At 70.0% G+C, this 7,621-nt stretch carries 6 protein-coding genes and 1 pseudogene; 5 read left to right on the top strand and 2 right to left on the bottom strand.

Annotated features, from left to right (window positions below):
* Positions 1–297: 297 nt before the first annotated feature.
* Positions 298–1,269 carry a Clp protease N-terminal domain-containing protein gene (locus tag AB0H32_RS45130; protein WP_361134506.1) on the bottom strand — a complete coding sequence of 324 codons (972 nt, stop codon included), beginning with the start codon at positions 1,267–1,269 and terminating at the stop codon, positions 298–300.
* A 68-nt stretch (positions 1,270–1,337) separates the two neighbouring features.
* On the opposite strand from AB0H32_RS45130, the gene AB0H32_RS45125 reads away from it, so the two are divergent.
* The 5 genes from AB0H32_RS45125 (at position 1,338) to AB0H32_RS45105 (ending at position 6,336) form a co-directional block, all read left to right on the top strand.
* A complete protein-coding gene (locus tag AB0H32_RS45125) occupies positions 1,338–1,697 on the top strand; it encodes an excisionase (protein ID WP_361134503.1) in 360 nt (119 codons plus the stop codon).
* An 859-nt stretch (positions 1,698–2,556) separates the two neighbouring features.
* Positions 2,557–3,495 carry an ATP-binding cassette domain-containing protein gene (locus tag AB0H32_RS45120; protein ID WP_361134500.1) on the top strand — a complete coding sequence of 313 codons (939 nt, stop codon included), beginning with the start codon at positions 2,557–2,559 and terminating at the stop codon, positions 3,493–3,495.
* Positions 3,492–4,343, top strand: coding sequence for an ABC transporter permease (locus AB0H32_RS45115; RefSeq protein WP_361134497.1), 852 nt, complete (start codon positions 3,492–3,494; stop codon positions 4,341–4,343). Before AB0H32_RS45120 ends, AB0H32_RS45115 begins: the two co-directional genes overlap by 4 nt.
* A gap of 35 nt (positions 4,344–4,378) precedes the next feature.
* A complete protein-coding gene (locus tag AB0H32_RS45110) occupies positions 4,379–5,671 on the top strand; it encodes a histidine kinase (protein WP_361134495.1) in 1,293 nt (430 codons plus the stop codon).
* Complete coding sequence (locus AB0H32_RS45105) at positions 5,668–6,336, top strand: response regulator transcription factor (protein WP_361134492.1); 669 nt, start codon at positions 5,668–5,670, stop codon at positions 6,334–6,336. The genes AB0H32_RS45110 and AB0H32_RS45105 overlap by 4 nt, the downstream gene beginning before the upstream one ends.
* An 800-nt stretch (positions 6,337–7,136) precedes the next feature.
* On the opposite strand, the pseudogene AB0H32_RS45100 reads toward AB0H32_RS45105, so the two are convergent.
* Positions 7,137–7,536: pseudogene (locus tag AB0H32_RS45100) on the bottom strand (PhoU domain-containing protein); the annotation flags it as partial.
* Positions 7,537–7,621 lie beyond the last annotated feature (85 nt).

Genomic DNA, 7,621 nt, shown 5'->3' with positions numbered 1-7,621 from the left:
CACGCAGCACCCGGCAGCGTGCCGGCGGATCCGCCGGCACCGGGTCGATGGCCAGCCGGTGCAGTGCCCGGAGAAACGCGGCCGGCGCCTTGCCGGAGCCGGTCGGCGCGACTACCAGCGCGTGCTGGCCGGCGGCGACGGCCTGCAAGGCGCCGCGCTACGCCTCGGTGGGCGCGACGAACCCGCCTGTGACCCACGCCCTGGTCACCGACGAGAACGGCTCCAGCGCGCCGTCGCTCACCGCGCACCCGTTCTCGCCTGTCCCACCGACGGTTTCCGGCTCGCTGATCAGTCGGTTCACCGGCGGAGCCGGGGCGCGAGCACCGTGCGCACGGCCTTGGCCACGTTGCTCGCGGCGGATCCGCCCTCGTCTTCGGGTTCCGGTTCCAGCATGCGCTGGATCTGCAGCAGCAGCTGGTTGGTCGACCGCCAGAGCGGTACGAACATGCCGGCGACCGGCCCGACGCCCTGGATCGGGCCGCCGGACAGCTCGGTGACCTTCCTGGCGACCGTGACCGTTGTCGGGTCCCGCAGGATCAGGTGCACCTCATCGTCGACCAGCCGGATTTCCATCTTGCGCGCGGCGGCCTCCTCCGGGTTCGCGTCCGTGGTCGTCTCCGGATCCAGTTCGTCGATCTTGGCGGCGACCGCGTCCGGGTCGACCCCGAGTTCGCGCAGCACCCTGGCCGCCATGCTGTTCTCCGCCCGCAGCATCGCCTCAAGCAGGTGATGGCTGCCGACCGGTGCACCACCGGCCAGCGCACTGGCGGTGGACACGGTGTCCTCGGTGGCAGGCGTGCCGGCCGGCCATGGGCCGGCCGCGACGTCCTGCGATCCCTCCAATGAGGCCAGCACCGCGGCACGGATCTTGCTGACCGGATTGATCCGCTCGGCAAGCACCCGCGCGCCGACGCCCTCACCTTCCCTGACCAGGGCAAGCAGGATGTGTTCCGTACCGATGTAGGTGTGGTGCAGCTCCAGCGCCTCGCGCAGGGCGAGGTCCAGCGTCTTCTTCGCGCTCGGCGCGAACGGGATATGGCCGCTCAGCTCCTGCATGCCGGGCTTGACCACCGCGGCGATATCGACCTGTGCCGTCTCCTTGTCGTACCCGAGCTGGTGCAGAACTTTCGCCGCCATGCCGTCGGGCGCGTCGAACAGCCCCAACAGGATGTGCTCCGTGCCGATGTAGTTGTGCTTGAGCAGCCTCGCCTCCTCCTGAGCCGTGACGACCACCTTGCGGGCTTTCACCGTGAACCTTTCAAATGGCATGGTTCCATGGTCTCAACCATGTCAATACACTGCTATTGATAGGGTCACCATGCTGAAGGGAGGGTGTGATGGAGACACCGTCGGACTGGGAGGACCGGCTCGCGCGCTGGCAGAATGAGCTGGAGCTGTTCGAACAGCTGGACGAGACACCCTGGGTCACGCTGGCCAAGGCGGAAGCCGAGACCGGCGTTTCCCGCTCGGCCCTGCGGTCCTGGTACCGCAATGGCGAGATCCAGTCCCGGCTGGTGGACGGCCCGAACGGGCCGCAGCGCCTGGTCCAGCTGGACGCGGTGATCGAGCGCGCCGCCGCGTCACCGCGCATTCAGCGCAGGGCGGAACGGGAAGTCGGCCTGGAAGCCCAAGTCACCCTGCTACGGCACCGGGTTGACCAGCTTGAGCTGCGGCTGGCCGCGCTGGAGCGGAAGTGACCGGCACGAGCAGCACCGTGCCATCGGCCCGGAACGGCGCCACCGTCTCCGGATCCGCCTGCTCAACCACGACCAGGGTGCACGGCCGGTCCGGCGGTGCACAGTGAGGGAACGCGCTGGCACCGAGCTTGGAGTGCTCGACCCGCACCACCGCGGTCCGTGTCGCGTACAGCATCACGTGTTTCAGCTCCGCCTGCTCCAGCGTCGGCACACAAGGGCCACTATGGCCGACCACCTGCGCCACGTGCGCAACCTGGACAACGGATACGTCGGCGTCGCCTTCCTGGTGGACGACGGGATGGAGATCAGCTGCAGCGGCAGCACGGTGATCTGATGTCAGGGATGCCGCACACCCTGTCATGCCGCTGAGCGAGCGTTCGCGGAGGCGTCGAACGGCGCCTCGCCACTCGTCACCGCTGCCGCACACTTCCGATGCAGAAGGGTTCTGGACCACGACGCACTACCAGCTGCCGGGCGAGTGGACATGCTGGTCGTGCGGCGCCGTCAACGTCACCCCTGACGAGTAGGCAGGCGTCTGACAGACATGGCCAAGACTCAGTTCCTGCGCCTGGCCAGGCACACGGCTGACTGGGCCCTGCGTCCGGCTGCACTGGTACCGGTACTGCTCCCCTGCTCGGGCATTGGTCAGGATCGCTGGTCGCGGCTGCCTGTGCCGCTGCGTCAGTCCTGCTCCCGCCGTCGGCCCCGACGCCCCCGGCCGCCGGTGCCGTAGTACCCCGGTACTACCCACCCGCCACTGTTCAGCCCCCGGTACCACCTGATCCGGCAGATCGCGGACTTAGCGTGACGGAGGAGGCGTCAGGCGTTTCGGGCGCCGGAGTCCGAAAGAGAGAACCCAATGATCGAGGCACAGCAGCTCACCAAGAGGTACGGCGAGAAGACAGCCGTCGACGGGCTGGACTTCACCGTGAAGCCGGGCACGGTGACCGGCTTCCTGGGGCCCAACGGTGCGGGAAAGTCCACGACGATGCGCATGATCGTCGGGTTGGACGCGCCGACGCGCGGCTCCGTCACCGTGAACGGACAGCGCTATGCCCGGCACGAGGCGCCGCTGCAGGAGGTGGGGGCGCTGCTGGAGGCGAAGTCGATCCACCCGGGCCGCTCGGCCTACAACCACCTGCGGGCGCTCGCGCTGACCCATGGCATTCCGCACCGTCGGGTCGACGAGGTTGTCGAACTGGCCGGTCTCGGCAGCGTCGCGAAGAAGCGGGCCGGTGCCTTCTCCCTCGGCATGGGCCAGCGGCTCGGCATCGCGGCCGCCCTGCTCGGCGATCCGCAGACGGTGATGCTGGACGAGCCGGTCAACGGACTGGACCCCGAGGGCGTCCTCTGGATCCGGAACCTCCTCACCTCCCTCGCGGCCGAGGGACGCACGGTCTTCGTCTCCTCGCATCTGATGAGCGAGGTATCACTGGTGGCGGATCACCTGATCATCGTCGGGCGTGGCCGGCTGCTGGCCGACACGACCGTGCAGGACCTGGTGCGCGAGGCGGGCGGCGACACCGTGAAGGTGGCGACGCAGGACCCGACGCGGCTGCGGGAGGTGCTGGCCGGGCCTGGCGTGGAGATCACCGGCCGCATCGGCTCCGAGGAACTGCAGGTGACCGGGTTGTCCGCCCGCGAGATCGGACTGAAGGCGGCCGAGCACCGGATCCCGCTGTTCGAGCTGACCACGAAGGCGGTGTCGCTGGAGGAGGCATTCATGGAACTGACCAGGGACGCCGTGGAGTACCACGGCTCCACGACCGGCACCGAGACCTCCGGGAGCGCGGCATGAGCACTCTCACGGCAACCCCTGAGACCCCCGAGACCGTTCCGGCCGCTCAGGCCCGGCCCGCCTACCGGGTGACCGGCCGACGCGTGCTGTCCTCGGAGTGGGCCAAGCTCTGGTCCCTGCGCTCCACCTGGATCACCCTCGGCCTGGGCCTGCTGTTCCTCGTCGCCTTCGGCGTCATCGCCGCGAGCCACTACAAGTCCAATCTCGACTCCGGTCGGCACATGGACCGCGACTTCGCCTCCGCGACGGCCGTGAGCCTGTCCCTCTTCGGCACGAACTTCGCCCAGCTCGCCCTCGGCGTGCTCGGCGTGCTGGTCACGGCGGGCGAGTACTCCACCGGCATGATCCGCTCGACCCTGGCGGCCGTACCGCGCAGGCTGCCCGTGCTGTGGTCCAAGGCGGCGGTGTACGGACTGGTTGCCCTGGTGGTCGCCACCGTCGGCGCGTTCATCGCCTTCCTCGTCGGCAGCCAGATCGTGTCCGGCACGCCCGCCGCCATGGGCCTCGGTCACGCGGGTGTCATCCGCAGTCTGCTCGGGGCCGGGCTCTACCTGGGCCTGGTCGGCGTGATCGGCGCCGCGCTGGGCGCGCTACTGCGGTCGGTGGCCGGCGGCATCTCGGTGCTCGTCGCCGCCCTCATGCTCGTACCCGGGCTGATCTCCTTGCTGCCCAGCTCGTGGCAGGGAAACATCGACCCCTACCTCCCCAGCCACGCGGGTGAGTCGATCTTCGCGCTGACCCATGACTCGACCACCCTGTCGCCCTCCGCCGGACTTCTGGTCTTCCTCGGCTGGACGGTTCTGGCGCTGGCAGGGGCGGCGTACCGGCTGCTGCGCAGCGACGTCTGAGCGGCAGCCGCCCGCATCATGGTCTCGTGACCTCCATGACCACCGAAGATCTCAGCGGGATGGGGCCGCTGGTCGCCCGGCTCGGCCGGGCCGGCCAGCGGCTCCGGCACGCCGACCAGGCCCGTCCGTGGGTGCTCGACACCGCGGTGGTGGTCCTGGTCTTCCTGCTGTTCTGCTTGCCGGACCTGCTGCACGCGCTCGGCGCGATCGACGGGGACGACGACGGCCCGCGCCGCTTCCGCCTGGCGTTCACCCGGCTGCCCGTTGCGGGCATGCTGGCCCTGCAGGCCGGGCTGGTGCTGCCGCTGCTGTGGCGACGCCGGGCACCCGCCGCCGCCTTCGGCGCCGTCACGGCCGTGTTCGTTCTCCAGTGGTCGCTCGGCGCCGCACTCCGCGCGGACGTTGCCCTCTTCGTCGCCCTGTACAGCCTGGCCCTGCACGGCCGGCTACGACAGCTTCCCTGGGCCTGTGCGGTCACAGCGGGTGCGCTGAGCCTGGTCGCGGCGCGGGTGTCGGCGGCGATGTCGGTCTGGGACGCGCTGTTCTTCCTGCTCAGCACAGCGACCGCGGCACTCGCGCTCGGTCTGATGATCCGCATCCGACGGGCTCAGCTGGCCGGGCTGCGGGACCGGGCCGCACGGCTGGAGATCGAACGCGACCAGCGCGGCAGACTTGCCGTCGCCGCCGAACGGGCACGAGTGGCCCGCGAGATGCACGACATCGTCGGCCACAACCTGTCCGTGATCATCACGCTCGCCGACGCGGGTGCCTACGCCTCTGCCGTCGCCCCGGAGCGGGGAAAGGAGGCGCTGCACCTCATCGGGGACACCGGTCGCCAGGCCCTGAGCGAACTGCGGCGGGTACTCGGCGTACTGCGCGAGGCGGACGGTCCGCCGGCCGAGCCCGAGCTGAGCCCGCAGCCCGGTGTCGCGGACATCGACGCGCTGTGCGAGGGCGTCCGTGCCGCCGGCCTGGAGGTCGTCTACCGTACGGCCGGTGACGTCGACGCCCTCGACAGCGGGGTACAGCTGACGGTCTACCGCATCGTGCAGGAGGCCCTGACGAACACCCTGAAACACGCCGGCGCGGGCGCCCGTGCGAACCTGGCGGTCGTCGTTGAAGACGCACGGCTGACCATCACCGTCCAGGACTCCGGCCCACCTGCACCGGCCGACCGTCCCCACACGGCGAACGAGGAAGGACACGGCTTGGTGGGCATGCGAGAACGAGCAGCTCTCTATGGCGGACACGTCACCTCGGGACCTGCGGGCCCGGGATGGACGGTGCGCGCCACCCTCGACCTCGCTCCCCAGGGCGGTGGCCGGTGACGACCGTGCTCGTCGTGGACGACCAGCCGCTCCAGCGGTACGGCTTTCGCATGCTTCTGGACTCCGTTCCCGAGACGGAGGTGGTCGGGGAGGCGGCGCACGGAGCCGAAGCAGTGCGCAAGGCCGCCGAACTCCGCCCGGACGTCGTCCTGATGGACGTACGCATGCCGGGCATGGACGGCATCGAGGCCACACGCCGGATCGTCGCCTCCGGAGACCGCTCCCGCGTCCTCGTCCTGACCACCTTCGACCTCGACGAGTACGTGTATGCGGCCCTGCGCGCCGGCGCCAGCGGCTTCCTCCTCAAGGACGCCCGCCCCGAGGAACTCCTCGCCGGCATCCGCGCCGTGGCCGTCGGCGACGCGGTGATCGCGCCCGCGCTCACCCGCCGCCTGCTGCACGAATTCGCCCGGCTCGTACCACCCGGCGGCAGCGGCTCCGCCGAGGATCCGCGCCTGAGTACCCTCACCGACCGCGAACGCGAGATCCTCGTCGCCATCGGCAAGGGCTGGACCAACGGCGAGATCGCCACGCACTTCGTCCTGTCGGAGTCCACGGTGAAGACCCACGTCGGCCGCGTCCTGTCCAAGATCGGCGCCCGCGACCGCGTCCAGGCGGTGATCTTCACCTACGACCACGGCCTGGCTCGGCCTCATGCAGGTTGAGCCTCCGGATCGGCCTTGGCAGCGTCCCTTGCACCTTCACGGTGCAGACTCCAACGCCCAAGGCAGCGGACTGTCGTCGGAGCGCCACTCGTCCGGCGGTGCACGCGGTGCGCTGAGGTCGGCGGACACCGCCACTGACTCCAGGCCAGCGCCACCCGACCGCCGGCCGGTGACCAGGCGTTCGCTGGTGGGCCATCGCCTTTCACGCCCACATACGGGGTAGCCAACCTCCTGCGGTCCGTCGTTCGCCTCGCCTGCCGGCAGATGCCCTGCACCTATGCAAGGTCACGGTCCGATTCCGTCCCGGCTCACCACCGCAACGCGTCACTCGCACCTGCCGTTGGCCCGCACATGGACGACGAAGCCCGACTTTCCAGCACTGCTCGACTCCTGGGCTCCTACTGGCTGGACTCTCCTTACTGGCATCCGTCAAAGCCCTGCTGCTGCTTCGACCCACCCCCGCAAAGACGGGTGCGCGGCGCGCGTCTGGCACGCGCGGCTCTGACCGTGGCCGCCTACGCTCTCATCCTCACCGCGCTCGCCGTCACCGCAGTCGGCTGACACCCCTGCTCCAAGCTCGGTCGCGCGCCACCGTCCGCCTCGGCTGCTGATGGCCGACGGGCCCTCGCGGACGCATCGCACGTGCACCGCAAAGACCTGCCCGCTGCTCCTCCGTGTTTGCCTGGCCGTGGCCGTACCGGCCGTGCTGAGCCATGTGCGGCAGCCGCGCACAGGCACCCACCACACGCTGATCGTGCCGAAGCGGCGGCCCGCCGGGTGATCGGCGGGTCAGGGATGTAGTCCTCCGTGTGCTCACCGGTAACCAGGTAGACCATGCGCCGGGCGACCGAGACAGCGTGATGGGCGAAGTGTTCGTGGTAACGGCGGACGAGAGTGACGTCCACCGCCGTCTCCACCCCGTGCTTCCACCGGTCGTCCATCGGATGCTGGAAGATCATGCGGTACAGCTCGTCCATACGGTCGTCGTCCTGCTCCATCCGCAGCGCTGCCTCGACGTGCCGCGTCGCAAGGATCTCGGCGGCCCGGGCCATCACACGCTGCGCGAGCTGCCCCATCTCCCACAGGTCTGCATCCAGAAGGGCAGTGGTGGCACGGTCCGTCCGCCCCACCCACAAGGTCGGCCATCTCCGCCAGACCGGCACCGATCGAGGCAAGCCCCTCGTGATGGACCTCCCGCAAGCACCCATCCCCTTCCGCTCACAAAGCCTTTGCCCGACGTCAGGCTCGCACACCCCCCAGGAGCTCCCGCGGGGGCCGGACCGGC

This window comes from Streptomyces sp. NPDC020362, from assembly GCF_040642095.1.
Classification (GTDB): Bacteria; Actinomycetota; Actinomycetes; order Streptomycetales; family Streptomycetaceae; genus Streptomyces.
Note: the sequence above shows the minus strand (reverse complement) of the source record. Positions and strands in the feature narration are given on the sequence as shown.